The sequence below is a fragment of the Uliginosibacterium flavum genome, from assembly GCF_040566545.1.
GTDB lineage: Bacteria > Pseudomonadota > Gammaproteobacteria > Burkholderiales > Rhodocyclaceae > Uliginosibacterium > Uliginosibacterium flavum.
This window is the reverse complement of the sequence record NZ_JBEWZI010000002.1, coordinates 50,475-75,421: the sequence shown is the minus strand read 5'-3', so window position 1 is coordinate 75,421 and position 24,947 is coordinate 50,475. Positions and strand designations below refer to the sequence as shown.

Here is a 24,947-nt window from a genome sequence, read left to right as displayed (position 1 = left end):
TTTATTTCGTGTTGTAACTCAAGCGATTGATCTGCAAGGCTTATTTCATCGGCTGCGGCCGCCTGCTGATCGGTTACAATGCTCAACCTTTTTGACTCAGCCGAACTCCTGTGAAGACTACATTTCTCGACTTCGAGCAGCCGATCGCCGATCTGGAAAACAAAATTGAGGAACTCCGCTTTGTGCAGGATGATTCCGCTGTCGACATCTCCGAGGAGATCTCGCGCCTCGAGGTCAAGCGTCAGACGCTGACCAAAGACATCTACGCCAAGCTCACACCCTGGCAGATCGCCCAGGTGGCGCGTCATCCGCAGCGGCCTTATACCTTCGACTACATTGAACACATGTTCACGGATTTCGAAGAACTGCACGGTGACCGTTCCTTCGCTGATGACAAAGCCATTGTGGGGGGGCTGGCCCGCTTCAATGGTCAGAGCTGCATGGTGATCGGCCATCAGAAGGGTCGCGACACCAAGGAAAAAATCATCCGCAACTTCGGCATGCCGCGCCCCGAGGGTTACCGCAAAGCCTTGCGCATGATGAAGCTGGCCGAGAAATTCGGCATTCCACTGTTCACCTTCGTGGATACCCCCGGCGCCTATCCCGGCATCGATGCCGAAGAGCGCGGACAGTCAGAAGCCATTGGCCACAACCTGTATGCCATGGCCGAGCTGCGCGTGCCCATCATCACCACGATCATCGGTGAAGGCGGCTCCGGCGGCGCACTGGCAATTGCCGTGGCCGATCAGGTGCACATGCTGCAATTCTCGACCTACTCGGTGATTTCGCCCGAAGGTTGTGCCTCGATTCTGTGGAAGAGCGCCGACAAGGCCTCAGAAGCCGCCGAGATCATGGGCATCACCGCCTCGCGCCTGAAGTCGCTCGGCTTGATCGACAAGGTTGTGAATGAGCCGATTGGCGGCGCCCACCGCGATTACCGCGCGATGGCCGTCTCGCTCAAGCGCGCGCTGCAGGATTCCTTGCGCCAGCTCACCGACCTGTCTCCCCAGGAACTCACCGATCAGCGCTTTACGCGCTTGCTGAGCTATGGAAAGTTCAAGGAGCAATCTGTCTGATGTTTTGCTGCGGGTGCGCGAACGATTCGCGCGCCTGCCTGCCGCAACGCCAGGTCACCTGACCGTCGCCTACAGTGGCGGCCTTGATTCCACCGTCCTGCTTCATCTGCTGGCCCGTCTCGCTCCCGAGGCGGGCTTTGTGCTTTCTGCGATCCATGTTCATCACGGTCTGAGCGCCCACGCCGACGCCTGGGCGGCGCATTGCGCGCAGATTTGCGCCGCACTGGGCGTGCCGCTACAGGTGTGCCGGGTGGCGGTGAAGCGTGAGGGTCACGGGCTGGAGGCGGCGGCGCGTACGGCCCGCCATGCCGTACTGGCGCAGACGACGGCCGACTGGATCGTCCTCGCTCAGCATGCTGACGATCAGGCTGAAACGCTCTTGCATCGACTCCTGCGCGGCTGCGGGGTGGCCGGTGCGGCAGCCATGCGCGAGCGCGATGCAGAGCGCCGCCTGTGGCGCCCCTTGCTTGCCGAGACTCGTCAGACCCTGCAGGCCTGGGCGCAGGCCGAGGGCTTGCGCTGGGTGGAGGACGACAGCAACACCGACGAGCGCCTGACCCGCAACTTCCTGCGCCACCAGATCCTTGCTCCGCTGAAGACGCGTTTTCCGTCCGCACCCGCCAACCTGCTGCGCGCCACCCGGCATTTCGCTGAAGCTGAAGACCTGTTGCAGGAACTGGCCGCCGAAGATGCCGCACGCGTGCGCTTTGGCGAGGCCGGTGCGCGCAGTCGCTTGCGCGCGCTATCTGCGCCGCGTGCGCGTAATTTGTTGCGCTACTGGATTGCCCAGAGCGGCGCGCAGGCGCCGGATGCAGCACGGCTGGATGAATTGTTGCAGGCCGTGCGTGGCGAAGGCGCTGTGCGCTGGGTTCACGCCGGCCACGCCTTCTGTGCCTGGCGTGAAATGCTGTGGTGCGAAGCTGCCGAGGCGCCGCAGCCCGAAGCGCAAGTGTGGCGTGGCGAGGCCGCCTTGCCTTGGGGCGCAGGCGAACTGCTGTTTACACCCTCTACCGCAAGAGGCGCACTGCGCCTTGATCCAGCGGCAGATGTCTTGCAGATCAAGGCACGAAGCGGCTCGGTGAGCATGCGCCTCGAAGAGGGCCGCCCCACGCGGCTCTTCAAGCAGCTCTGTCAGGAAAGCGGAATTCCCGCTGCCTGGCGTGCACAATTGCCGCTGCTCTGGCGTGGCGAGGAAGTGCTGTGGATTGGCGGCGTTGGTGGCGCCGCGAGTGCGCGTGCCGCCGAAGGCGAAACCGGCTGGCGCATTGCATGGCGCGGGCCGGACGGCGTCACGCGTTGAAGGTTTCGTAGGGTGCAATCGAAGCGAAGCGCATTGCACCGCATGCCACCGCCACCTCCCGTTTTCATTCGGCGCAGTTCGCTGCGCTCAGTGCGCCCTACATTCATGGGCTTGATTGCGCCTTTCAGCAGCCTGGCGCGCCGAGCCCAATAAGCGCGACCTAATTGCGACTACTTGCCCGCGGCTTGAATCGCCTTTGCCAAGCCTTCCATATCGCCCGTCAGCATGAGTTTCCAATCGCTATTGTCTGGTTTGAAGCTGACAACCTCCATCTTCGTCATGCTGAAGTCGCCACTACCAATCTTTGATCGGACGACTACATGAGCGAGATCTCCCTCTGTGACTGAGCCCAGGATCGTTACCGAATCGAAACTGATGTTGACGGCATCCATTTTTTTCGACACAAGTCGCATCACAGCACGCATCAGTTCTACGGGTGGGAGTGCTGCAACGGTTGTCGGTGTAGCTGAGGCGCCAAAAACCGCCGCCATGAATTCTTTGTCCTTGCTGTTGGGTTTGGTCTGGAAGATAGGCATTAGCATTGATTTGAATCTGGCAAGTTCGTCCGGGTGCATGTACTCCGGGACGACGCCAAGCCCCTGCTCTTGCAGTGCTGTGTAATAGGTGCGGCAGGCATCTTCTGGTGTTTGTGTGGCCCCAAAGGACGCAACAGGGAGCATGAGCGTGAATGCGAAGAGTAGTGAGCGGAAAGCGTGCATTGGGTTTGCCCTGAAAATATTTAACAGTGTGTGAAATGTGTGAAATGTGTGATTTTTTGACGGAAACCTACATCCCGTAAATCCCGCGCAACACCGCTTCCACCATCGCCTCCGCCCCCGGCGCTTTCGGATGATTCAGGATCAAGGCGAAGGCTTGCCAGTTGCCTTTGGCATCCAGCACATAGCCGGCGGCGCTTTTTACGCCATCCAGGGTGCCGGTCTTGACGTAGCCACGCCCGGCCAGTGGGGTGTCGATCAGGCGCGAGCGCATGGTGCCGTCCTTGCCGATCACCGGCAGGCCCATGACATATTCGGGCATTCGCGGGCTGCGCCAGGCGCTGCGCAATAGCGTGCCGAGCTGGGCGGCGGTGGTGCGCTCATTGCGCGACAGGCCGCTGCCGTTTTCGAAGAACCATTGCGTGGCGTCCAGCCCCTGCGCAGGCATCCAGGCTTGCAGACGGGCGATGCTTTTCTCGGTGGACAGCGGGCCGCCATCGGCGCCCAGCGTCAGGAAAATTTGTCGCGCCATGACGTTGTTGGACCACTTGTTCATATCGCGCAGCACCTCGGGCAGGGGCTGCGATTCCCAGATGGAGAAGGGCGTGAGGCCGGTCGGCACGCTGCCACGCACGGCTTCGCCCATCCAGCTGCCGCCCATTTCCTGCCACTGCGCGCGGATGACGAGGCTGGCCCAGCGCAGGCTGTCGTCCACTTTGAGGTTGAGCTGGCGCTCGCCGCAGCTGGCAGAGACGCTGCCTTCGAGCGTCAAAACCATGCCGCGATTTTCGGGCACGAAGCTTCCACGCAGCTTGTTGCGCCAGTCGGCACAGGTGCCGTTGCTGGTCTTCAGCCGATTGAGGATGCGCAGCGGGGAGGCCGGGTTGAGTGGCTGGACTTCGACCGGGCCATTCACGGAGCCGGGCGTCAGGCGCAGGCTCAGCGCGCCGAAATTGACGAGGAAGGCATCCGGCTGGGCGTTGTAGGCGCGGTGCTGGGCTTCGTCGAAGGGCGCGTTGGCGGGCGCCTGGGCGAAGAGGCTCGGATCGATGACGATGTTGCCGCGAATCTGGCGCAGGCCGCGCGAGCGCCAGTCGCGCAGCCACTGGCCGAGCCGATCCCAGGTCAGCGAAGGATCGCCGCTGCCGACAATCGCCAGATCGCCGTCGAGCACGCCATCGACCAGCGGGCCGCGCAGCGTGGCATTGGTCTTCCAGGTGTAGGCCGGGCCGAGCTGATCGAGCGCGGCGTAAGTGGTGAGCAGCTTCATCACCGAAGCCGGGTTCATGGACTGGCTGGCGTTGTGTTGCAGCGTGGGCTCGCCGCCCGCAGCGGGCGCGATCCAGAGGCTGACTGAATCTTGTGGCAGGCCAGCCTCGCGCGCGACGCGAGCGATGGGCTCGGGCAGGGCGGCGTGGGCGTTGAGGGACAGGCTGGTGAGTGCGGGGAGGGCGAGGCGGAGAAAGCGTTTTGTCATGCCCGGATTGTACCGGGAAGGAGGCGCGCGACAGCCTGAACTTTGGCGCGTAAGCCCACGAACGTAGCCCGGCATGCAGCGCAGCGGAATCCGGGGGAGGACGTGGCAGAGCGGAAAATCCCCGGATTCCGCTTTGCTGCATTCAGGCTACATTTCCGTCATTCCCGCGAATGCGCACTGCTGTCCGTAATAAATTCCCGACCTCAAGAATGCGGCCCGAACATTCCCTCCTTTGCAAAAGGAGGGCGAGGGAGGATTGGTTTGAATTGGCTGGAGCCCGCGTGAAGCCTCACTGGCGGCAGCAAACCCAATCCCCCCTCATCACCCTTTTGCAAAGGGGGAGGCCGTTTGGAGTCGTTCCCACGCAGAGCGTGGGAACGACTTAAAGTCCACGGAGACCTGCTCTGAGAGCCGCGTGCAGCGGACTTCTTGCGGCTGCATGCCTGCAGAGTAAAGCCCCGTGCGGCTTTGCGGGCTATGGCCTTAAATGTTAGCCGCGCTCTTGCCGATCATGTCCAGCTCGGCCAGCACATCGCTGATCATGCTTGTGCCACGCGCCGATTCGATCAGGGTGTGGGAGACGTCGTTGGTCGAGTCCTCCTGTTCGTTGACCGCTACCGAAATGCGTTCTGACAGCACCGAGATGTTCTTCATGATGTCGTTGATGCCAGCCATCGACGAGGACACCAGGCTGGTGTTCTGCTGCACATTGCCGATCATGCTGCGAATGCTTTCCGAGGACTGGGCCGTGGTCAGCGCCAGTGATTTGACCTCGTCGGCCACTACCGCAAAGCCGCGCCCCGCGTCCCCGGCACGGGCCGCTTCGATTGAGGCATTCAGCGCCAGCAGATTGGTGCGTTTGGCGATATTGCCGATCAGGCCTAGGATCTTGCTGATCTCGTGGGCCTGATTGTTCAGGATGGCAATCTCGCTGTTGGCTTCGGTCGTCAGCTTGACGGCATTGCTGACGACCTCCAGCACTTCCTTGATGTTGTGCGAAATTTCGCGAATGCTGATGGCGATGCCTTCCATGGCGGTTGAGCCGCCTTGCACGCTCAGATTGATTTCTTCGGAATTGACCGAGACTTCGGTGATTTTCTCTTCCATGATCGACAGGGTGTTGCGCAGGGTCTGGCGCAGCAAGGCGCCGTACAGTGCGCTCGACAGCTGGATCTTGATTGAGTCATACACAGCGCCGTCAGCCGGGCCTATGCCAAAGACGGCGAAACCCAGTTGCGTCTCGTTGGAGTGCAGGGGCTGTACTACCAAAGACGGACAGCTCGTACTTTTCGATACGATGGACGGGATCAGGGCACTGGCCTCAAGCAGGGCCTGCTTGCCTTCCAGCTTGATTTCGCCGGTCGAGTCGTAGGCGGTAAGCACTTTGATGCGCGGCGAGATCTTCTTGCGATCTCCGCCCTTCTCGTATTCATACAGCGCCAGATAGAACAGCGGAATGCCCAGTTTGGGCAGATCCTGCTGGAGGATTTTCAGGATGGCGCTGGTGCCTTGGGTGGTGACGAGCTTGGCGCCGAGCTGGCCGACGGCCCGCTCCTGAGCGGCGGATTTCAGGTTGGCCGCCAGCCTCAGCCGGCTGGCCTCTTCACTCAGCATGACGCGGCCCTGCGCCCAGATATCTTCGGCCTTGAGCAGGCGGCCGCGCCGCCACAGCGAGGGCAGGCTGCGCCGGCGCATGATCGAGATGTAGTCATGCAGAAAGTCAATCGGTACTCTTTCCGTGCTGAAGGCTTTTACAGCCTCGCTTATCGCGGCTTTGAAGGCGCCGTGATGACTGCCCCAGCCCAGCTCCTCGCGGAAGGCCTTGAGCATTTTTTCGGCGATTGCCAGCAGTTCATTTTCGCGCAGCCGGGAGGCGTCCAGATGTTCGAGGATCGCCGCCTTCATGGCCGTGGCGATGCTCTTGCTGCTGGCCGGCAGGAAGGTCCGCAGCAATTGTCTGAGACGCGTCGACAGGCTGGCTTTCTGGCCGATCGAGCTCAGGCCTGAAGCGGCCAAGCCGACACGGTGGGAGGGGCAGCCGCAGGACTGGCCGATGACGATGCGGCCGGACAGTTTGGTCAGCTCCACCGGCCTTTGACCGGTGCCGGTCTGATTGATCAGATCCAGCGCCGTGGCAATCTGCTCGTCGTTGGGGAAGCCGATGGTGGTGATCGGCGGCATCGTGGCCTTGGCGTCGATGCTGTCGTTGCAGCCAGTGACGGCCAGATCTTCCGGCACGCGCAGGCCGCGTTTCTGTAGCGCCTCCAGCGCGCCGATGGCGATGTTGTCGTTCACGCAGATCAGCGCGTCGATGTCCTTGCCGGGGACGAGTTTGCGCTCCTCCAGAAAGAGCGTGACCATCTCGCCGCCCTTGGTCTTGTCCCAGGTGCAGCAGGGCGAGATCAGCAGATCATCGGCGGGCAGGCCGTTTTCCTTCAGTACATCCAGGTATGCCTGGTAACGTTCCCGGGCCAGTACATGGGCCTCCGGGCCGCGCACGAAGGCGATCTTCTTCTTGTGGTGGACCTGGATCATGTGTTCGACGAGCGAACGCATGCCGGCATAGCTGTCGGTCGTGACCACCGGGAAGGGCGGGATCTGCAGGGTCAGGGTGACGACGGGAACGGGCGCGTAGCGTTTGTAATATTGATTGGTGAAATCATCATTGTCCGACGAGGCCCAGGTGATCACCCCGTGATAGCTGTCGTTGATCAGTTCGTAGATGGCCGCACCGTGGTCTTTGCCCAGCTGGCCGCCACGGAACACGACCAGATTCTGGCCCTGTTTGTGCGTAGCCTCCTGGATGCCCTCGAACATCAGCTCCGGTGTATTGCCGCCCGCCAGCTCGCGCGTCAGGTAAGCCACCGGTTTCTTCGAGAACGCCATCGTTTCCTCCTTGTTTCTGGATGCGCAGGGCCTGCAGGCCTGCGCAGGAGCATAGGCCTCACAGGCTTAACGGTCGATTGCGGGAAAACCATAGCCTGCCCGAACAGGCTTGTGGGTAAGCCGCTCAGCGGGAGGCATGCTGAAGAGCCGCGTGCAGCGGCATTCATCACCAAGGGTGGCTGTAGAGGCAGGCTGGGCGCGGGTTTGCGTAGGGCGGTTCGCGCAGCAACCCTCCATCTTTTGCTAGGTACGCCAGCGGAGGGTTGTCGCTGCGCTCAGGACCCACCCAACAGCGGCAGCCGCGTCTCGAAACAGGCGCCGCCACCCTCATGCGCCAGACACACTACCTCGCCGCCATGCAGGCGGGCAATGCGGCGTACCAGAGCAAGGCCGTAGCCGCTGCCTTCGCCGCTCTCGGCGCTGCCGGGCAGGCGGTAGAAGGGCTCGAATACGCGTTCGCGCTCGCTCTCCGGGATGCCGGGGCCACGGTCGCAGACGCGCAGGATGAGCTGATCGGCAGCGGGGCGTAGCTCGATACGGATGGCCGAGCCACGCCCGTGCCGGCGCGCGTTTTCCAGCAGATTTCGCAGCAGGTGACGTAGCAGGCGGGCATCCGCCTGCAGGGTGACTGCTTCGCCGGAGAGTTCGGCGCCGACACGGCTGGCTTCTTCGGCCGCCATGCCGAGCAGGTCGACACATTCACGCGTCAGGCTCGGCGCCTCGCAGGACAGGCGGCTGGCCAGCAGCAGATCGCCGATCAGGGCGTCCAGTTCGGCAATGTCACGGGCAATCTGATCCTGCAGATCCGGGCGTTCGTCGCCGAGCAGACTGGTCGCCATGCGGATCCGCGCCAGCGGCGAGCGCAACTCGTGTGAGGCCGATGCCAGCATGGCGCGTTGCCCGTCCACCAGCGCCTCGATGCGCTCGGCCGCCTGGTTGAAGCGGATCGCCAGTTCGGCAATCTCGTCGCAGCCATCGATCTGCATGCGGGTGGACAGGCGGCCTTCGCCCCATACGTCTGCCTGCTGCTGCAGGTGTTCGATGCGTCGGGTGAGGCGGCGCGCCACGGGCCAGGTCGCCAGCGCGATCAGCAGCGAACACGCCACCAGCCAGACAATGAAAAGGATGTGGGCGCGCTGGCCCCATTCCAGCAGTAGCAGGCGTCCGTCAGGCAGTGTGAGGTCGGGCGTGGCAAGTTGTGCGGCCTCAAGCTGCTGTGGCAGGCCCTCACCAGCACGCGCTATGGCCTCGCCGGCAGGCGTGTAGAGCCCGACCGCGCCATGCATGATGCTGGCGATTTCGCCCAGCGTGGCGGTCAGCGTCTGTTGGGCAGCATCGGCGGGCAGCAGGCGGATCAGCAGGGCGCGGGTGTTCTGGTCCAGCGGCCGCGAACCGCGATCACCGGCCATCCAGCCGGCTGCAGCGGCGAGCAGGCCGACCAGCAGCACCACCGCCATGAAACTCAGATAGATCTGCCGATACAGGCGGTTATGCACGTAATGGCGATGCTGCCGGCGGTGTTCGTGCCATTCGCGATGACGTGCCCGCCAGTCACAAGGGCTCTGCGTGTCATTTTCGTTGCAGTGTTTGCGCAGCCAGTGCCAGGGTTTCTTCATGCGTCCTCATCCTGACGCAGGGCGAAGACATAGCCCGCACCGCGCACGGTGAGGATGCGGCGTGGCTCGCGCGGATCGTCTTCAATTTCGGCACGGATGCGCGAGATATGCACGTCGATGGAACGGTCGAAATTTTCCAGCGCATCGCCGCGCGCCAGTTCCAGCAAGGTCTCGCGACTGAGTACCCGCCCGGCATGGCTGGCCAGGGTCCACAGCAGCGAAAACTGGTGCGCGGTCAGGTTCAGTGGCCGCCCGTCGAGGCGTACTTCGACTGCGCCCCGATCCAGTTCCAGGCGCCCGAAGCGCAGGCTCTCCCCGGCCGGCGCCGCGCCCATCTGCGCGCGCCGCAGCAGCGAGCGCAGGCGCGCCAGCAGCTCGCGTGGGTTGAAAGGTTTGGGCAGGTAATCGTCGGCGCCGAGTTCCAGCCCGACGATGCGGTCGATTTCCTCGCCGCGCGCCGTCAGCATCAGGATCGGCAACTGGCTGCGCTGACGCAGGCTGCGACACAGGTCGAGCCCGTCGCCATCGGGCAGCATGCCGTCCAGAATCAGCGCGTCAAAGCTTTGCGCAGCGAGCAGCGCTTCGCCCTGCGCCAGGCTGCCGGCCACGCTGACCGTCAGACCGCGCTGGCCCAGATATTCCGCCAGCATCGCTGCCAGCGCGCTGTCGTCGTCGATCATCAGGATGCGTTCGCTCATGCCTTCATTTCGCGTGTGTGGATGCCGAAGGAGAGCATGTTGCCCGAAGATCGACAATGGCGTCATCAGGGTTTCAGCGTCGGGATGTTGTCTTGACTCGCTTGGGCTGCCAGCGCAGCGCCGGGCAGCTTGCCGACGCTGGACGGGGCCTGGCGGGTGCCAGCGCAGTAGGCGATGCCGGCGACCAGTCCGAGGACGACGAGCGCGCCCAGCGCCTTACCCACGCAGCAGCGTTTGCCGCCGCAACGCGACTTGTCGCTGTTGCAACAGGATTTCGAGGATTCTGGTGAGTCGGTGTTCTTGTCCATGATGGCTTCCTTGGTCTTGCCGGGTTGGCATGACGAACTTTAGGCGCCACGGATTGCCCGCGTTTCTCTGGAATGTAAAGAAACATGAAGCTGTCTGAAGAGCCGCGCGCAGCGGCGCTCACCGGCAAGGGTGGCTGGAAAGACAAGCGGGGTGCGGGTCTTCAAACTGCGTGTTTTCGTAGGTCAATGGAAAAGCCGTAGGCGCCTTCCGACGATTGGGCTTTTCGAAAGGTCACACATCACGCCAAGCCGGAACGTCGGAAGGCGCCTACGGCTTTTCCAACCTACGAAATGGAGCGTATTTAGGTTGCTGACGTGGCTCTTTATTTTTTCTGCGAGCCATGTGACGGACATGAATAACAAAACCGACCATCAGTGTTGCCCAGCCCAACATAAACAAAAAACCAAATGCGCCATTACTTAGCAGGCTGAATGAGTATGCGGTAACCGCTAAGCCACCAATCAGCAGTCCGAGGACAGAAACCTTTAAGCCATCCCATGCGCCGTTCGAAATTCGCGAGATGTGCATTGTTAGAGTCCTAAAGAGGATGTGTAGAAAAAAATGGTCATGGCCCGGAAAGGCTTTGAGCGGCAGTCTGAGTCCGTGAATAGGGTTTGTGGTCAACAAGCGGATGAGTTTTCTACCCAATCATCGCCTCAAAGGCCAGCGCGCCCTGGCTGATCGGCCGGCGCGGCAGGCGCAGGCGGAAGAGTTCTCGGCTGATTTCGCCCTCCGCGAGTTCGATGATCTGCACCCGGCCCAGCGCGATGGCGTCGGCGGCGGCGACTTCGGGGACGAGGCCGAGGCCCAGCCCGGCGGCGGCCATCTGCACGATGATTTCGTTGCTGCCGGCTTCCAGCGTGCGGGTCGGCTTGATCTCCAGCCGCGTCATTTCGCGTTCAACCACGGTGCGGCTACCCGAGCCTGGCTCGCGCAGCAGCCATAGCTGGGCGGAGAGATCGGCTGCGCGCTGTTTACGCCCGGCCGGGAAGGCTTTGGCAGCGGCCACGATGACCATGCGCTCGCGGCGCCAGGGGCGGATTTCCAGACGCTCGTCGTCAATCGAGCCTTCGACCAGCGCCACGTCCACATCGCAGTCGAGCAGCCATTGCGCGACCTGCTTGGTATTGCCTGAGAGCAGGCGCACGGCCACGCCGGGATGTTTGGTCGAGAACTCGGCGATGTAACGCGGCAGCCAGTAGGCCGCGATGGTGGTGCTGGCGCCGATGGTCAGGCTGCCACGCTCCAGTTCGGAGTAAGCCTGCACCGCTTCGATGGCCGCACGCTCCATCGCGAAGATGCCGCGTGCGTATTTGTAAAGCATCTGGCCGGCTTCGGAGGGGCGGAAGCTGCGCCCGCCACGCTCCAACAGCACGACTTCCAGCTGATCCTCCAGCTCGCGCACAGCCTTGGAAACCGCCGGCTGGCTCACGCCTTGCACCTCGGCAGCGCGCGAGAAGCTTTTCTGTTCGACGACGGCGGCGAAGATGCGGAGGAGGTGGAGGTTCATTTTTTGGGAACTGGGGATTCGGGACTGGGGACTGGGAACTCGGGGCTTGGCGACGTGGCGGGACGGGTTTTATCCAGTTCCGAGTACCCAGTTCCCAGTCCCCGCCATCAAGGCCACGCCCGCGCCCCGTAAATCATCCGCTTCGCCACGAACTGGCGCAAGGGTGGCAGGGTTTCAAGGGCGAGCAGGCCGAGGCCGCGCAGTCCGGCTAGCAGCGGCTGATCATTCGAGAAGCCGCGCACCAGCAGATCGGTGAAGCGGGCGGCGCTGCGGCGATCCAGTTGGCGGCTGCGCGCATAGGCGGCGAGCAGTTCGGGCGTGCCGGGATCGGGCGCGCCGGTCAAGGTGTCGGCCAGTTCCCAGACATCGCGGAGCGCCAGATTGAAACCCTGGCCGGCGACGGGGTGCAGGGTTTGCGCGGCATTGCCCAACCACACGCAGCGGGGGCCAGTGGCCTCGCGGCGCATGCGCAGGCCCAGCGCGTGGCGCGCGCGATCCTGAATGTTGCCGAGAATGATTTGCGGGCCGATGGCGGCTTGCAAAGCATCTATCCATTCGGCATCTGGCGCGGTCATCAAGGCGTCGGCACGGGTGCTGGGCACGGTCCACACCACGGCGTAATCGCTGCCGAAGGGCAGCAGGGCGATGGGGCCGTCGGTGGTGAAGCGCTCATGCGCCAGATTGGCATGCGGTGCGGCCGGGGTGACGCGGCAGAGCAGGGCGTGCTGGTCGTAGTCGCGGCTGAGGGTGGCCTGTGCATCCGGAATCCGGCCTTCGCAGCAGACGATCAGGCGGGCGTCAGCGCTGCGCTGTGCGCCTGCGGCATTGCGGATGGCTAGGGTGGCGCCATCCGCGTCCGCGTGGGTGTCGGTGATGTTTGAATCGTATTCAAGCGGAATGCCAGCTGCGTGCACGCGGGCGAGCAGGGCGGCCGCCAGTTGCCGGGCGGGCAGCACGTAGCCCAGCGCGGGCAGGCCTTGCTCGGTGGCGTCGATGTGGGTCTGGCCGAAGTGGCCTTGCTGGCTGATCTGGATACGGCGGATCGGCGTGGCGTGGGCGGCGGGCCAGGCGCCGAGGAGTTCGAGCAGCTCGCGGCTGCCCTGCGACAGGGCGAGGATGCGGTTGTCCGTATTCACCGCTTCCGCCGGGCGCGCATCGAACAGGCGCGGCGAGTGGCCACGCCGGGCCAAGGCCAAGGCGATGCTCAGGCCCAGCGGGCCGGCGCCGATGATCGCGATGTCGTGGCTGGCGTCGTGGACCATGTTCAGCTGCGCAGCCTGGCGTGAATCTCTGACATGTCGGGATTGTTTAGCAGGAATTCGCCGTTGATTTCAAAGGACGGGGTGCCGATGCCGCCGTTGTAGCCGGTGCTGCGCAGTCGGCTATGCAATTGGTTGGCGGCGTTCTGATCCTGATCCAGAAAGACTTCGGTGAACTGGATGCCTTCGGCATTGAGTTGCTGGCGTTTTTCCACGCAATAGCCGCAGGTCGTCAGTGAGTACATTACGACTTCATTCTTTGCGGAGTTGTATGAATAGGCTTGGCGGGCGCTTGCGCCCGAAGGATTCTGGCCCTTGGCGACCATCGCCATTTCCGGCAGCTTTTGTGCAAGTGTCGAGGCGGTGGTCGCAAAACCGATGAACAGCAGGACCACGGCGCCAATGACCTTGAGCCAGGGCGTTGGATAGGGCATCTCGCCAAACTCATTGTCATCCTCCTGACCCGGCATGAAGAGCAGGATCAGTGTCAGGATGAAGTTCGCCACGGGCACGAACAGCAGCAGCGAAAGCCAGCCGCTCCAGCCGATGTCGTGGCAACGCAAGGCCGCAGTGCGCAGGTTCCAGTACATGAGAAGCAGCGAGGAGATCATGAGGAGCGCGCCGGCCGTGCCGAGGCTGAAGCCGCGCAATGCGAAATTCAGCAGCGCAATCATCACGATGAGTTGCAGGCAGCCAGCGAGAAAAAAGGCGCGCCGGCGCAGACGACCGTTGAAGGAGAAACCGAGCAGGGCGGGCTGCGAATCGCCCTCGTTGCCGCTGTGGCTGGGACGTGGCCGTTGGCCACGCGGATTTTTGGCGGCTTCGCGTGCTGCCCGGGCTTCTTCGCGGCGTTCAGTTTCGGCCTCTTGCTGGGCGACCAGCAAGCGCGGGATGTCGGCCGAGCAACTGCGGCACAGGGTGCGTTTGGGCTGTTTCTCCTGACAGCGCGGGCAGACGATTTCTTCGGCTTCCGGGGGCGGCGGTGCGATGGCGAGCGACGCGGCGAGTGTCAGTGGCGGCGGGTTGGCAGGGGCTTGCGCCGGTGGAGCGATCGGGGCCAGCGTCAGCGTTGCTGCTGCGGATGAGGCTGCAGGAGGCATTGCGGCCGGTTCGTCGAATTCCGGTTCGCTGCGAATGCGCAAGCCGGCTTTGACCAGACGCTCCATGTAGCGCGACATCTGTTCGGCATCCAGACCACGTTTCAGTACGAAGCTGCGCCCGGAAAACAGCGCTTCGGCCTGCGCGGGCGCCATGGCCAGTTGCTCAATGGTGTTCTGCAGTGCGGTCTCGCGCGTGACGCCGGGCATGGTTTCGCCGTCAAAGCGGATGCGGAATGTCATGGGCTTTTCAGTCATGCCCGTCCTTCTGCCATGCAGGCCTCGATATCCTTGATGCATTTCGGGGTGGCGCTGGTCAGCACATCCGGGCTGACGGCGGTGATCAGCACGTCGTCTTCGATGCGCACACCGATGTTCCAGAAGGCTTCGGGCACATCATCGGCGGGGCGGATATAGCAGCCCGGCTCAATGGTCAGCACCATGCCCGGTTCCAGATCGCGCCAGCGGCCCATGCGTTTGTATTCACCGGCGTCGTGTACGTCGAGCCCCAGCCAATGGCTGGTACGGTGCATGTAGAAGCGCTTGTATGAGGCGGTCTCGATGACTTCATCCAGGCTGCCCGTCAGTAGTTTCAGGTCGAGCATGCCCTGGGCGAGGATCTGGACCGCGACATCGTGTGGCGAGTTGAAATTGCGGCTGATGCGACATTCGTTGATGGCAGCTTTTTGCGACGCGAGCACGAGGGCATACACGTCGCGCGCGGCGCCTTCGAAACGGCCGTTCACCGGGAAGGTCCGGGTGATGTCGGCGGCGTAGCTATCGAGTTCGCAACCGGCATCAATCAACAGCAGCTCGCCATCCTTGAGCGGCTGATCATTGCCGACGTAGTGCAGCACACAGGCGTTTGCTCCGCCCGCCACGATGGAGGTGTAGGCCGGGTGTTGGCTGCCGTGGCGGCGGAACTCGTGCAGCAGTTCGGCTTCGATCTCATACTCCATCATGCCGGGGCGGCAGGCGCGCATGGCGCGGCGGTGCGCACCGGATGAAATTTCGGCGGCGCGGCGCATGGTGGCGATCTCGCTCTTGTCTTTGAAGATGCGCATCTCGTCCAGTGGCCCGCGCACATCGCGGATGTCGGCGGGGGCCGCAACGCCATTGCGCACACTGGCGCGAACGGCGTTCAGGGCTTCCATGATGCGTGCGTCCCAAGCTGTGTCGTGACCCAGCGAGTACCACAGCGCGCTCTGGTTGCCGAGCAGGGCGGGCAGGCGTTCGGCGAGTTCCTCGTTGGCAAACGCTTCGTTGCAGCCGAGACGTTCGCAGGCGGCGGCTGGGCCGAAGCGGAAGCCGTCCCAGATTTCGCGTTCTTCATGCTTGGCGCGGCAGAACAGCACGGCGCGTGTTTCGCTGTCGGTGGCAATCAGCACAAGCGTCGACTCCGGCTCGGTGAAGCCGGTGAGGTAGTAGAAGTAGCTGTCGTGGCGATAGGGATGATCGCTGTCACGATTGCGCGTGCGTTCCGGTGCCGAGGGAATGAGGGCAATGCCACCGCCTGCGTTGCGGATGTATTCGGCGAGGCGGGTGCGGCGGGCGGCGAAGGGGCTGGGGTCGAAGGTCATCGGGGCGATTTTCTTGTGGTTGTTTTAATTGCGCCCACCAGGCGCCTGGTCTTGCACTCAGTCCTCAGTCCTCAGCACTCATTGCTCTGTTCTGAGCTTCAGCTCTTCATCCAGCATGCGCAGACGCTCCGGCGTGCCCACGTCCTCCCATCGTCCCTGGAAGTGCTGGCCGCTGACGCGCCCCTGATCCATGGCGGTGAACAGTAGCGGAGCGAGCCTGGCTTTGCTGCCGGGTTCAATGCTGCTGAACAATTCCGGACGATAGGCGCCGATGCCGGAGAAGGTGAGCAGCGAGCCGCCATCGCGCGAGATGCGGCCGCTGGCGTCGAGGACGAAATCGCCTTGCGGGTGCTGTGCCGGGTTGTTCACCATCGCCAGATGGGCGTGATTGCCTTGCGCGATGCGGGTCAGGGCGCGGGCACAAAAGGTGCCGTAATCCAGATCACAATAGACATCGCCATTGACTACGAGGAATGGGCCGTTGCCGAGCAGGGGAAGTGCGTTGGCGATGCCGCCGGCAGTTTCCAGGGCCTCGTCTTCATGCGAGTAGTCGATCTGCACGCCCCACAGCTGGCCCCGGCCAAGGGTTTCCTCGATGGTGTGGCCGAGATAGGCGTGATTGATGACGATATCGTGGATGCCGGCGCGCGCCAGACGTTCGATGTGCCACACGATCAGCGGCTTGCCGCCGACGCTGAGCAGCGGCTTTGGGCAGATGTCGGTGAGCGGGCGCATGCGTTCGCCACGGCCGGCTGCGAGGATCATGGCTTTCATGTTTCAGACCTCTTCGTTGCCGCCGCCAGCATTGGCTGTGGCGCGCTCATAGGCTTCGACAATCCGCGCTACCAATGGGTGGCGCACCACGTCTTCCTTGGTGAAACGGGTGTAGGCCAGGCCGCGCACATCGCTGAGGGTGCGCACGGCGTCGAGCAGGCCGCTCTTGTGGCCGCGCGGCAGATCGATCTGGGTCAGGTCGCCGGTGACGACCGCGCGTGAGCCGATGCCGATGCGCGTGAGGAACATTTTCATCTGCTCGGGCGTCGTGTTCTGTGCTTCATCGAGAATGATGAAAGCATTGCTCAAGGTGCGCCCGCGCATGAAGGCGAGCGGGGCGATTTCGATGCACTGGCGTTCGAACATCTTGGCGACACGATCAAAACCCATCAGGTCGTGGAGCGCGTCGTAGAGCGGGCGCAGATAGGGGTCGACCTTTTGGGCCAGATCTCCGGGCAGGAAGCCGAGACGCTCGCCTGCTTCCACTGCAGGGCGGGTCAGGATGATGCGCTGGACCTGCTCGCGTTCGAAGGCATCGACGGCACAAGCCACGGCCAGATAGGTCTTGCCGGTGCCGGCCGGGCCGAGGCCGAAAGTGATGTCATGTGACTGAATTGCGCGCAGGTATTCGACCTGACGCGGGGTGCGGCCGTGCAGGTCGGTTCGGCGGGTGAGCAGGACGGGAGCGGTAAGGTTGTCGTCGTGGTGCTTGCTCAGCTCGATCAGGCCGAGCTGGATGTCTTCCACCGTGAGGTGTTGTCCGGCGCGTTTGTAGAATTCCTGCAGCGCGGTGCGGGCAATCTGCAACTGGGCGGCCTCGCCGCGCAGGGTCAGGCGCTCGCCGCGCCGGGCAATCGAGATGTCATAGGCTGCTTCGATCTGGCGCAGGTTGGCGTCAAGCGCACCGCATAGATTGGCCAGCCGGGCGTTGTCGACCGGCTCAAGTGCAAGTTGCAGGGAGCGGGGCTTGAGTGCAGGAATCTTGTCGCTAGTAACCACGGTGTCGATGAGGGTAAAGGCTGCCCGGCAGCGGATTTAGAGCATGTTATCGAGAAATGCCCGGGTGCGGGGATGCTCCGGGTTGGCAAACAGTTCGGCTGCAGGACGGGCTTCGATGATTTCGCCGTGATCCATGAACAGAACCTTGCCGGCGACCTCGCGTGCAAAGCCCATTTCATGGGTCACAACCAGCATTGTCATGTGCTCGTCGGCCAGTTGGCGCATGGCACGCAGCACCTCGCCGGTGAGTTCGGGGTCCAGGGCCGAGGTGGGTTCGTCGAAGAGCATGATGTCCGGCTCCATGGCCAGAGCGCGGGCAATAGCCACGCGCTGCTTCTGCCCGCCGGACAGGCGCGCCGGATAGCTGTCGCGCTTGGGAAACAGGCCAACCTTGCGCAGCAGCTCTTCGGCGACCGGGATGATTTCCTCGCGTTTCATGCCTTTTACGGTGATCGGCGCCTCAATGATGTTCTGCAGTACGGTCAGGTGCGGAAACAGGTTGAAGTGCTGGAAGACCATGCCCATCTTGCGGCAGATCTGGCGCACTTCGGCGTCCGGTGCATAGTGGCAATGGCCGTTCGCATCGGTGCTGGCGAGCACGGCACCCTCGATTTCGATGCGTCCGCTGTCGATGGTTTCAAGGTGATTCAGACAGCGCAGAAAGGTACTTTTTCCTGACCCTGACGGACCGATCACGGCTATGACTTCACCCTTGCTGATCTGCAGGGATACTCCCTTGAGCACTTCGACTGCGCCGAAGCGTTTGTGAATGTTTTCGGCATTGATCATTGATGTTGCCATGGCTTCACTCATCGTAGACGGCATAGCGTTTTTCCAGATACTGAAAGCCCCAGGTCAGGACGAGGGTCATGGCCAGATAGAACGCGGCGGCGACGATGAACGGGGTGGTGGTGAAATCGCGCTGGACGATGCCGCGCGCCGCGCGCAGCAGATCGTTCATGGCCAGCACATAGATCAGCGAGGTGTCCTTGATCAGCGTGATGGTCTCGTTGCTGACCGGTGGCAGGATGCGTTTGACCATCTGCGGCAGCACAATACGCCGCATGGTCTGGGCGTAGGAGAGACCCAGCACCTTGGCGCCTTCGTACTGACCGCGGTCGATGGATTGGATGCCGGCGCGGAAGATCTCGGCGAAGTAGGCCGCGTAGTTCAGCACAAAGGCCACCACGGCCGCGGGGAAGTCGGGCAAACGGATGCCGATCACCGGCACGAAAGGCAGGGCGAAATAGATGAAGAGCATCTGTAGCATCAGCGGGGTGCCGCGCATCAGCCAAATATAGGCATTGACCAGCGTGCTGACGAAGGGCCAGCGCGAGATGCGCAGCAGCGCCAGGGCGAGGCCCAGTGGTACGGCCAGTACGATCGTCACCATGAACATCTTGAGGGTGACGCCCGTGCCTTCAATCAGTGGGCCGAGAATGTTGAGTACATAGTCCATGTGTTCGGCCTTGTAACCAAAACCGGCCCGCGAGGGGCCGGTCAGGGTGTTGCTTTGTTTCTCGGGTGATTACTTGACGATGTTGGAGCCGAACCACTGCGTGGCGATTTTGGCCGCGCTGCCGTCTTTCTTCATCTCGTCCAGCGCGGTCTGCAGCTTGGCCAGCAGTGCCGTGTCATCCTTGCGCACGCCCACGCCGTAGTCTTCGGTGCCGAAATTTTCAGTCAGCACGACGTATTCGCCGGGCTTCTTGGTTGTGTAATAGCGGCCGGTGACTTCGTCGACCACCAGTGCATCCAGACGCCCTGTTGTCAGATCCATCAGGGCAGTGACGTTGTCGCCAAACTTCTTCAGTTCCTTGAGCGATTTGGCGGTTGCGGCATCCTTGGCGACAGCTTCGACAGCACTGCTGCCATCCTGAATCCCGACGACCTTGCCGGCCAGATCAGCCTTGGTTTTGATCGCCGATTTGGCCGTGACGATGATGATCTGGCGGTTTTCCAGATAGGGTGTGGTGAAGGCGATGTTGGCCTTGCGTTCTTCGGTAATGGTCAGGCCGTTCCACAGCGCGTCGACGCGCTTGCCGTTGAGTTCGGCTTCCTTGGCATTCCAGTCGATCGGCTTGAACTCCACCTCGGCGCCGATGCGCTTGGCCGCTTCCTTGGCCAGATCGATGTCGAAGCCGACCAGTTCGTTTTTCTCGTCACGGAATCCCATCGGCGGGAAATTGTCGTCGAGGCCGATGATGATCTTGCTGGCTGTCGGTGCCGCAGCCGGAGCTGTCGTGGCTTCATCCTTCTTGCCGCAAGCGGAGAGCAGCAGGCCTGCTGCGAGAGAGAAGGCCAGTACTGCGCTGAGTTTCTTCATGATGAATGTCCCCGGAAATTGAACGACGCGTGATTGGATATTTCAGTACGGCCCCGCATGGCGCCGGCAATTTGCGGATTGTCGCCTTCCGGGCCTTCGGCGGCAAGCCGGATTGTCAGGGGTTGGTGCGCAGCAGTGGCGCGCGCAGGGCTTCGTCCAGTGTGGCGAGACTTTCCTGCAAGTGCGCCTGGGTCTCGATGTTACGACCCCCTTGCTGAAGAGCCGCTCGTAGCGTGGCTTGCAGGGCATGTGCCTCGTAGCGGGCCAGTGCGCGCGCGTCTGCAGGGGTGCCGGGATTGGCACGCAGCACAATCGCGCTCAGGCGGCTGAGGTGGGCGCGCTGCAGATTGCGGCGCATCAGGTCGATGTTGTTGCTGCTCTTCAATTCCTGCCAGATGTCCTGACGCAGGCCGGTGTGCAGCTCGGCGAGGCGGAAACGATCAGTGCTGGCGGCTGTGCTCAGTTCCGCTTCCAGCAGACGGATGCTGAGGCGATCAGAGAAGAGCTGGTCGAGTACGCCAGTCTGGAGTTGCAGCACAAGGCCCGCCAGCGGCAATTGTTCGGCGCTGTTGTTGTCGAGGGCATTCGGCGCCAGGCGGCGCAGCAAGGCCGGATCGATGCGGAAGCTGGCGGGCTGGAACAGGCCTTGGGACAGGGCGGCGAGCGTGACGCGTTGAGTCGTGGCGGGCAGGGCGCTGAAGGCTTCGCGCTGGGCCGGTGAGGTGTGGCGCGTGACGCTGACCCCGCCGATGTTGCGCGCCGCATTGCTGGCCGCAGAGCCAAGAGCGCTCAGGCTGCGTAGCACGGTTGAGCGGGTGTCGGCCGCTTCGCTGATGCTGCCATCGGGGGCGCGCCGGGCCAGTGCGTCCCAGAGTTCGTGGCTCAGGAGCAGGCGCTGACGGAAATAGGCGACTGGATCGTCGCCCAGATCGAAACGCCCGGTGGCCGGATCAATCCCGGCCGTGAGTCCGCCGCCGCCCGCGTCGTTATCATCGCCGTAGGCGAGGGAAGGGTTGTGGGCAGCACGCCCGGCTATGTCGCGCAAGGCGGCCGTTTCGCTGTCGGCGGGCAGGGGCTTGTAGCCGTACTCGATGGCCCAGTAGTCATACGGCCCGATGCGTTTCTGCATGTACTCGGTGTCGCGCTGACCCTTGGCGGGCGTGTTGTAGGGCACGTAGTCCATCACCGAAGTGGCGATGCCATTCTTGGCAACGAAGGCCGGGTCGCGCAATTGGGTCAGGGTGTAGGCGTTGGAGGCGCGGAAGTTGTGGGTCAGGCCCAGAGCGTGACCGATCTCGTGGGTGACTACTGCGGCCAGTGCGTCCTGCACGAAGGCCTCTGCCTCGGGGCCGTCCGGCGCGATTTCGCCGCGCGCCACGCGAAGATCCAGAGCCTGCTGCATCTCGGCAAAGGCGCTGACCGCGTATTGGCAGTCCTCTCCGTCGTGGGCGTGCGTGCGTGGCAGGATGTCCTGTACCGCCTGCTGGCGCGGGCCACGCGTCCAGAAGTCGGTGATGATCACGTCGGCATCCAGGATTTCGCCGCTGCGGTGATCCACCAGCGAGGGGCCGATGGCAACGGCGTTGTCGGTGGCCAGATACCACTTTACTGTGGCGTAATCGCGTTCGCTGCTGCGCCATTGGGCATCATCGGGCTGCTGTTTGACCGCTATGGCCTCCTTGAAGCCGATGGCTTCGAAGGCCGGGTTCCAGGCCAGAATGCCGTGCGTCACTGCCTCGCGATAATTCGCCGGGATGTTGCGATCCAGCCAGAAGGTGATCGGCTGCTTGGGTATGGACAGCTCGGCAGCCGGGTCTTTCTTTTCCAGACGCCAGCGGTGGATCAGGTGCTGACGGTTGGAGGCGGAAAAATCGTTGTCGAAATTGCGCTGGGTGGTCTTGAAGTAACCCACACGCGCATCGGCGGCGCGTGGCGTCATCAGATCGGGTAGCGGCGAGAAGCTCAGCGTGAAGCCGAAGAACATGCTGCGTGGATCGGGCAGGGTGGCCGGCACACTCGGCGGGATGGGCAGGCCGGGCGTGGCGATGGACAATGCAGCTGCTGCATAGTGGGCGCGGATGTCGAAGCTGGTTTCGGCTTTTTCGGCGCGCGCTTGCCGGATCAGGGTGTTGTTGCGGTCGAATTGATAAGGCTGGCGGTAGATGCTCTGCAGCAGGGTCGCCGTGCCGGAGAAGTCGCTGAGGACGAGGGCGTTCAGGTCAACCAGGATCGCGTGGGTTTTCGGCTCGGGCTGGCTCAGGATGGCGGCCGCGCCGCGCAGGCTGTCCGAAAATCCGTCGGCCACGGCGCGTTGCAGTGGCGCGTTATTCGGCGCGACGAAGCTGGTGTTGCGTTCGATCCAGTGGATGCGGTCCGAATAGCGCACGAAACTGCCGACGCCGGATTCCAACATCATGCTGCCCCACAGCCCGCGCTCGCCAATCCCCTGGCTGCGTTGGGTGGTGAAGAAGAAAGGCTGGGCGAAATCGCTTTCCTTCAGCTCAATGATGTAGCGCTCGTCCTTTTTGTATACCGTCAGATAGCCCGGCAGACGGGTGAAATCCTTGATGACTTCAGCGTAAGGCTTCAGATTGGGATTGCTGGGTATGGCCGGCGCTGATGCACTGGCGACCGGCGCCACAACTGGCTTGGCGGCCCCTATGGCTGAAGGCTTGGTGTTGACGGGCTTTGCCGAAGGGGCGTGCTGGGGAGTGCCTGCGCAGGCGGCTAACAGGGCACATAGCCCGCACAGGGCAAACCAGGAAAACCGTTTACTCAGCAATCTCGACCTCGCCTCGCAAGGAATGTGGCAGCGCAGAAGTAATCTTCACATTGACGAAATGGCCGATCTGGCGCGGGTTGCCCTTGAAGTTGACCACCCGGTTATTATCGGTGCGCCCCGCCATTTCGTTCGCATCTTTCCGCGAGAGGCGTTCCACGAGCACGCGCTGGGTCGTGCCGACCATATCTTCACTGATCACCGCAGCCATCTCTTCGATGCGTTTCTGCAGACGGGCCAGGCGCGCGAGCTTGAGTTCCGGCGCGGTGTCGTCGTGCATCTCCGCTGCGGGCGTGCCCGGGCGGCGGCTGAAGATGAAGCTGAAGGATGTGTCGAAACCGATGTCCTCGATAAGCTTCATGGTCGCTTCGAAATCCGCTTCCGTCTCGCCAGGGAAGCCGACGATGAAATCCGTCGATAGCGACAGGTCGGGGCGCGCCGCGCGCAGCTTGCGCACCACGGATTTGTACTCAAGGACGGTGTAGCCGCGCTTCATGCCGGCCAGCACACGATCCGAACCGGACTGCACCGGCAGATGCAGGTGCGAGACCAGCTTGGGCAGCTTGGCGTAGGCCTCGAACACGCGCTGGGTCATCTCGCGCGGGTGCGATGTCGTGTAGCGGATGCGTTCCACGCCGGGCACTTCATGCACGCATTCGAGCAGGAAGGCGAAGTCCGCCATCTCGTCCGAGCCGGGTTCGATCGGCGCCCGCCAGGCATTCACGTTCTGGCCCAGCAGGGTGATTTCTTTCACGCCTTGTTCAGTCAGGCCGGCGACTTCCGCAAGCACATCGCCCAGCGGACGATAGATCTCGTCGCCGCGCGTGTAAGGCACGATGCAGTAGGTGCAGAATTTGGAACAGCCTTCCATGATCGACACGAAAGCCGTCGCGCCATCGACGCGGGCCGGTGGCAGCGAGTCGAATTTTTCGTTCTCGGGGAAGCTGATGTCGACCTGCGATTTGCCGGACTCGCGCTTCGCATCAATCATGGCCGGCAGGCGATGCAGGGTTTGCGGCCCGAACACCACGTCCACATAAGGTGCGCGGGTCAGAATCGCCGCGCCTTCCTGCGAGGCGACGCAACCACCCACGCCGATGATCAGATTCGGGTTCAGCTTCTTGAGGTGCTTGACCCGGCCGAGGTCGTGAAACACTTTCTCCTGCGCCCGTTCCCGTACCGAGCAGGTATTGAACAGGATGATGTCTGCGTCTTCGGGCGTGTCGGTCTTGGTCAGTTCTTCGCCGGCGCCAAGGACGTCGGCCATCTTGTCTGAGTCGTACTCATTCATCTGGCACCCGAAGGTGCGGATGTACAGCTTCTTCATCGAATCACTTCACTTTGTTTTGGGGCAGGCCTTACAGCCAGGGGAACAGCCACTGCCAGAAAGACGAATCGCCAGCCAGTTTCGGTGCTTCCACTTCGTTTTCGGCGGCCGTCAGGATCCAGACGCGCTGGATCTGCGCCTGACTGTCGAACTTAACGCGCACGATGTAGGTGTAGCCGTTGTCCAGCGCCGTCGTGACCGTGCTCAGGTTTTTCTCATTAACAATCACCCCGCCCGGAGCAAGCATGAAGTCCTTGCCGTTCAGATTCAGGGTGCGCTCCCCGGCCACGATCATCTTGGCCTTCGGGGCATTCGCCGGAATCGGCCGAACCGGATCTGAATATTGTGCGTAAACGGTCGAGGCCAGCAGCAAACCCAGACTCAAGGCAATGCTCAAGAGCTTTTTCATGGCGCTTTCCACAGGAAAATCAGGGGTTCAAGTAAGGTTTGCATGGTCGATGATCAACTCTTCAAAGTCAATGCAAAGCCGCCCAAGTGCATGAATTGACGGTGCTTTGGCCATTCCGTTAATAAGGATTTGTCGCGCAAGGTGATTGACCTGATTTACTGTTCTCCCTATAATCGCCGGCTCTTCGGAGGTGATGTAGCTCAGATGGTTAGAGCGATGGATTCATAACCCATAGGTCGGCGGTTCGACTCCGCCCATCACCACCAGTAATACCAAGGCCTGCAGCGATGCAGGCCTTTCTCGTTTACGGTCTGGGCTAGCACCGGGCTAGCGTGGCGAGCAGCTACGGGAGCGTCCGCACGGCGCTTTGCGCAACCTCAGGGCTTGGCTTTTTCTGTATGTGGCGCAGGCTAGAGCCTTCCGGGCGGCGCTTTTTTCATCCACCTTGTTCCTGAGATGGTTTCAGGTTTGTCCCTGCTGGTGCGTGAGAGTGACCAATAGCTGGATATCCCGTTATCGGGATAACGGTTGCCAAACTTCCATGCACGGCAATTTGTGGGGATACCGGGAAATCCCGGTATTGGGGGCGCAGGCGCGGAAGCAGGGACAAACGTCATTGCTGGCTGGCCTACCTTACTACCGGAAAACCGGTAGTTTCGATGGACTATCCCTGCGTGATCGAGGGGGCTTAGTCCGGGCAGATTCGCAGGCCCCTGAGCCTATCCCTTTTGTAGTGGGAAAGCCTTGTCACGGCTTTCGCTCAAAAATGAGCAAAAGGCCCTGTCGCTGCTGGCGAGGGAGCGATACCG

Annotated in this window: 21 protein-coding genes and 1 tRNA gene; 3 read left to right on the top strand and 19 right to left on the bottom strand. The window is 62.4% G+C overall.

Annotation, left to right across the window (positions count from 1 at the left end; translation table 11 throughout):
* Positions 1–110 precede the first annotated feature (110 nt).
* Together ABXR19_RS02070 and tilS are read left to right on the top strand one after the other, a co-directional pair.
* Complete coding sequence (locus ABXR19_RS02070) at positions 111–1,076, top strand: acetyl-CoA carboxylase carboxyltransferase subunit alpha (RefSeq protein ID WP_354599420.1); 966 nt, start codon at positions 111–113, stop codon at positions 1,074–1,076.
* The gene (gene tilS, locus ABXR19_RS02065) at positions 1,048–2,376 is read left to right on the top strand and encodes a tRNA lysidine(34) synthetase TilS (RefSeq protein WP_354599419.1); all 1,329 of its coding nucleotides are present in this window, start codon (positions 1,048–1,050) and stop codon (positions 2,374–2,376) included. The genes ABXR19_RS02070 and tilS overlap by 29 nt, the downstream gene beginning before the upstream one ends.
* 170 nt (positions 2,377–2,546) lie before the next feature.
* On the opposite strand, the gene ABXR19_RS02060 is transcribed toward tilS, so the two are convergent.
* The 19 genes from ABXR19_RS02060 to ABXR19_RS01970 all read right to left on the bottom strand — a co-directional run bounded on the left by ABXR19_RS02060 (position 2,547) and on the right by ABXR19_RS01970 (position 24,138).
* Entirely contained in the window at positions 2,547–3,095 is a 549-nt protein-coding gene (locus tag ABXR19_RS02060) for a hypothetical protein (RefSeq protein ID WP_354599418.1), read from the bottom strand.
* A gap of 67 nt (positions 3,096–3,162) precedes the next feature.
* Positions 3,163–4,569 carry a D-alanyl-D-alanine carboxypeptidase/D-alanyl-D-alanine endopeptidase gene (gene dacB / locus ABXR19_RS02055; RefSeq protein WP_354599417.1) on the bottom strand — a complete coding sequence of 469 codons (1,407 nt, stop codon included), beginning with the start codon at positions 4,567–4,569 and terminating at the stop codon, positions 3,163–3,165.
* A gap of 483 nt (positions 4,570–5,052) precedes the next feature.
* Positions 5,053–7,455, bottom strand: a complete 2,403-nt coding sequence (locus ABXR19_RS02050) for a methyl-accepting chemotaxis protein (protein WP_354599416.1) — start codon at positions 7,453–7,455, stop codon at positions 5,053–5,055.
* 275 nt (positions 7,456–7,730) lie between these two features.
* Positions 7,731–9,071, bottom strand: coding sequence for a sensor histidine kinase (locus ABXR19_RS02045; RefSeq protein ID WP_354599415.1), 1,341 nt, complete (start codon positions 9,069–9,071; stop codon positions 7,731–7,733).
* On the bottom strand, positions 9,068–9,769 hold the full coding sequence (locus ABXR19_RS02040) for a response regulator (protein ID WP_354599414.1): 702 nt from the start codon (positions 9,767–9,769) through the stop codon (positions 9,068–9,070). The genes ABXR19_RS02045 and ABXR19_RS02040 overlap by 4 nt, the downstream gene beginning before the upstream one ends.
* Before the next feature lie 65 nt (positions 9,770–9,834).
* On the bottom strand, positions 9,835–10,077 hold the full coding sequence (locus ABXR19_RS02035) for a hypothetical protein (protein ID WP_354599413.1): 243 nt from the start codon (positions 10,075–10,077) through the stop codon (positions 9,835–9,837).
* Between the two features lie 268 nt (positions 10,078–10,345).
* Positions 10,346–10,606 carry a hypothetical protein gene (locus ABXR19_RS02030; protein WP_354599412.1) on the bottom strand — a complete coding sequence of 87 codons (261 nt, stop codon included), beginning with the start codon at positions 10,604–10,606 and terminating at the stop codon, positions 10,346–10,348.
* A 112-nt stretch (positions 10,607–10,718) separates the two neighbouring features.
* Positions 10,719–11,588 carry a LysR family transcriptional regulator gene (locus ABXR19_RS02025; protein WP_354599411.1) on the bottom strand — a complete coding sequence of 290 codons (870 nt, stop codon included), beginning with the start codon at positions 11,586–11,588 and terminating at the stop codon, positions 10,719–10,721.
* A 107-nt stretch (positions 11,589–11,695) separates the two neighbouring features.
* Positions 11,696–12,850, bottom strand: a complete 1,155-nt coding sequence (locus ABXR19_RS02020) for an FAD-dependent monooxygenase (RefSeq protein ID WP_354599410.1) — start codon at positions 12,848–12,850, stop codon at positions 11,696–11,698.
* A 2-nt stretch (positions 12,851–12,852) separates the two neighbouring features.
* Entirely contained in the window at positions 12,853–14,202 is a 1,350-nt protein-coding gene (locus ABXR19_RS02015) for a DUF805 domain-containing protein (protein ID WP_354599409.1), read from the bottom strand.
* A complete protein-coding gene (gene pepP / locus ABXR19_RS02010; RefSeq protein ID WP_354599408.1) occupies positions 14,199–15,524 on the bottom strand; it encodes a Xaa-Pro aminopeptidase in 1,326 nt (441 codons plus the stop codon). Before pepP ends, ABXR19_RS02015 begins: the two co-directional genes overlap by 4 nt.
* Before the next feature lie 78 nt (positions 15,525–15,602).
* Positions 15,603–16,289 carry an N-acetylmuramate alpha-1-phosphate uridylyltransferase MurU gene (gene murU, locus ABXR19_RS02005; protein WP_354599660.1) on the bottom strand — a complete coding sequence of 229 codons (687 nt, stop codon included), beginning with the start codon at positions 16,287–16,289 and terminating at the stop codon, positions 15,603–15,605.
* Between the two features lie 12 nt (positions 16,290–16,301).
* Complete coding sequence (locus ABXR19_RS02000) at positions 16,302–17,297, bottom strand: PhoH family protein (RefSeq protein WP_354599407.1); 996 nt, start codon at positions 17,295–17,297, stop codon at positions 16,302–16,304.
* A gap of 36 nt (positions 17,298–17,333) precedes the next feature.
* Positions 17,334–18,086 (bottom strand): amino acid ABC transporter ATP-binding protein, encoded by a 753-nt coding sequence (locus tag ABXR19_RS01995; protein ID WP_354599659.1) that lies wholly within the window; start codon positions 18,084–18,086, stop codon positions 17,334–17,336.
* A 16-nt stretch (positions 18,087–18,102) separates the two neighbouring features.
* Positions 18,103–18,756, bottom strand: a complete 654-nt coding sequence (locus ABXR19_RS01990) for an amino acid ABC transporter permease (RefSeq protein WP_354599406.1) — start codon at positions 18,754–18,756, stop codon at positions 18,103–18,105.
* A 69-nt stretch (positions 18,757–18,825) separates the two neighbouring features.
* Positions 18,826–19,623 (bottom strand): amino acid ABC transporter substrate-binding protein, encoded by a 798-nt coding sequence (locus tag ABXR19_RS01985; RefSeq protein WP_354599405.1) that lies wholly within the window; start codon positions 19,621–19,623, stop codon positions 18,826–18,828.
* A gap of 115 nt (positions 19,624–19,738) precedes the next feature.
* The gene (locus ABXR19_RS01980; RefSeq protein WP_354599404.1) at positions 19,739–22,405 is read right to left on the bottom strand and encodes a zinc-dependent metalloprotease; all 2,667 of its coding nucleotides are present in this window, start codon (positions 22,403–22,405) and stop codon (positions 19,739–19,741) included.
* Positions 22,395–23,729, bottom strand: a complete 1,335-nt coding sequence (gene miaB / locus ABXR19_RS01975) for a tRNA (N6-isopentenyl adenosine(37)-C2)-methylthiotransferase MiaB (RefSeq protein WP_354599403.1) — start codon at positions 23,727–23,729, stop codon at positions 22,395–22,397. The genes ABXR19_RS01980 and miaB overlap by 11 nt, the downstream gene beginning before the upstream one ends.
* Before the next feature lie 31 nt (positions 23,730–23,760).
* A complete protein-coding gene (locus tag ABXR19_RS01970) occupies positions 23,761–24,138 on the bottom strand; it encodes a hypothetical protein (RefSeq protein WP_354599402.1) in 378 nt (125 codons plus the stop codon).
* A gap of 189 nt (positions 24,139–24,327) precedes the next feature.
* Between ABXR19_RS01970 and ABXR19_RS01965 the strand changes: the two genes are divergently transcribed.
* A tRNA-Met gene (locus tag ABXR19_RS01965) sits at positions 24,328–24,404 on the top strand.
* Positions 24,405–24,947: the final 543 nt, after the last annotated feature.